The organism is Falsiroseomonas oryziterrae (assembly GCF_021864505.1).
GTDB classification, from domain to species: Bacteria; Pseudomonadota; Alphaproteobacteria; order Acetobacterales; family Acetobacteraceae; genus Falsiroseomonas; species Falsiroseomonas oryziterrae.
The window spans coordinates 1-2305 of record NZ_JAKJIB010000472.1; the positions used below are offsets into that span (position 1 = coordinate 1).

The following is a 2305-nucleotide window of genomic DNA, read 5'->3' on the forward strand; positions in this document are numbered from 1 at the left end:
GATCGGGCGGCGCGCCGGCGGCACGCCGCCGCATCCCGGGATCGCCGGTCCCGAGACGGCGCCGCCGCCGCGCAAGCCGGCGGCGCTGGTGCGCCTCGACACGCTCGGCTGGGACGAGACGGCGGATCCCTCGCGCGCTGCATTCGAGGCGGCGGTCTCGCGGCTCGCGGCGGCCGGCGTGCGCATCCTCGATGCGCGCAACGATGCCGATGTCGCCGCGCTGGAACGCCGGCTGCGCGGCATCTCCGACTTCGCCACCGACCTGCTGGCCTGGGAAGCACGCTGGCCGCTGGCCGCCTATCGCGCGCATGGCGCAGGCAGCGTCGGCGCGCGCATCGAGGACCTGCTGGCGCGGGCCGCGACGATGGATGCCGAGGCCTATGGGCGCGCGCTCGCCGACCGGCAGAGGCTGCGCGAGGCGGTCGCGGGCTTCGCCGGCCGCGTGGACGGCTTCGTGCTGCTCTGCTCCAGCGGACCGGCGATCGCGGACCACGGCTTCACCGGCTCGCGCCACTACGCGCTGCCCTGGACGCTGCTGGGTGCGCCTGCCTTCGCGCTGCCGCTGCTCGAGGCCGAGGGCCTGCCGCTCGGCCTGCAGTTCGGCGGCTTCGCCGAGCGCGACGCGCAGGCCTGCGCGGTCGCGGGCTGGATCCGGGACACGCTGCTGCCGGCCTGACCGCGCGCCGGAGAGACGGAGGGGAACCATGCGCCGCCGAAGCCTGCTTGCCGCAGCACCCGCGCTGCTCGCCGCACCCGCCCTGGCGCAGGGCTTTCCCAGCCGCACGATCCGGCTGATCGTCGGCTTCCCGCCGGGCGGCACCACCGACATCGCGGCGCGGCTGATGGCGCCCAAGATGGCAGCCCTGCTCGGGCAGCCCGTGGTGGTCGAGAACCGCACCGGCGGCGCCGGCAACATCGCGACGGAATCCGTCGCGCGCGCCGCCCCCGACGGGCACACGCTGCTGCTCGGCACGATCGGCGGCCTTGCCATCAACCCGACGCTCTACACCTCCCTTCCCTTCGACCCGCAGGGCGACCTGCTGCCCGTCACCCGGGTGGCGATGATCCTGAACGTGCTCGCCGTGCCGAACGAGCGGCCGTGGCGCAGCGTGGCCGACCTTGTGGCCGCGTCGCGAACGGCACCACGCAGCTTCGGATCGTCGGGCGTCGGCGGCGCAGGCCACCTGGCGGGCGAGCAGCTCAACCTGATGGCGCGGCTGCGCAACATCCACGTGCCCTATCGCGGCGGCGCGCCGCTGATCACCGACCTGATCACCGGCAACGTGGACTTCGCCTTCACCCCGGCCTCCGGCGCGCGACCGCAGGCGGAGGCCGGGCGGCTGCGCATGCTCGCCGTCTCGACGCGCGCGCGCAGCCGGCTGCTGCCGGATGTGCCGGCGACCTCCGAGACGCCGGGCCTCGGCGAGTTCGACATGGCGGATTGGAGCGCGCTCGTCGCGCCGCGCGGCCTGCCGGAGCCGGTGCTGGCGGCGCTGCATCGCGCCGCGACCTCGGCGCTGACGGACCAGGAACTCGTCGAGGCGCTGGCGCAGCGCCAGATCGAGGCGACGCCGTCCTCGCCGACCGAGGCAGCAGCCTTCATCCGCGCAGAGACGGCGAAATGGGCGCCGATCGTGCGCGCCTCGGGCGCAACGCCGGACTGACGGCGTCCGCCCTGGGATGCGGCGGGCGCGCCGTGCATCCCGGAGGCTCCTCGCGCGCTGAGGTCGTTCCACCGCGCAGGACCCCGGCCATGGCCGATACCGGAGCTTCACCCCTCTCGATCGCCATCACCCCGATGCACCGCGGCGCGGAGGGGATCTGGGAAAGCGGCGGCAGGTCCGGCGCCGCCTTCTTCCTGGTCGAGATCGTCCAGGGCGACGGCAGCGACGCCGAGGTGGTCCTGGAGTGCAAGGACGAGCGCAGCGCGGCGCTGGCCGCCCGCGTCGTCGCGGCCACCGCGGCCGCGCTCGGGCTCGCCAGCGAGCAGGATGGCGACATCCCGGCCTATGACGACGAAACCGCCGCCATCCTGTCGCAGCACGAGACGCCGGAGATCGCGATGCCGGCCGGGGCCTGGGGCGACGCCGAGGAAGAGGACGAGGAGGAGGGTGAGGAGCCAGGCGGCCCCGACGACGGGACGGAACGCCGGTGACCGCCCGGGGCCGCCGCGGCGCCGGCCGAAGGCGCCGGCGGGCGATGCCGGGATGTTGAAGGCCGGCTGGCTTCGCCCGTCGCTGCAGGCGCGCCGTGCCGGGCGCCGGCCCCCGGCCCGCGGCAGTGTCCTCGCGGGTCCGGGCTGAAC

General features: G+C 75.6%; 2 protein-coding genes and 1 pseudogene. All 3 read left to right on the forward strand.

The window, feature by feature from the left end:
- A pseudogene (locus L2I40_RS22070) lies at positions 1 to 676 on the forward strand (hypothetical protein); the annotation flags it as partial.
- A gap of 28 nt (positions 677 to 704) precedes the next feature.
- Positions 705 to 1664 carry a Bug family tripartite tricarboxylate transporter substrate binding protein gene (locus tag L2I40_RS22075; RefSeq protein WP_237217432.1) on the forward strand — a complete coding sequence of 320 codons (960 nt, stop codon included), beginning with the start codon at positions 705 to 707 and terminating at the stop codon, positions 1662 to 1664.
- 89 nt (positions 1665 to 1753) lie between these two features.
- Positions 1754 to 2155, forward strand: a complete 402-nt coding sequence (locus tag L2I40_RS22080) for a hypothetical protein (RefSeq protein ID WP_237217433.1) — start codon at positions 1754 to 1756, stop codon at positions 2153 to 2155.
- The last annotated feature ends 150 nt before the right edge of the window (positions 2156 to 2305 follow it).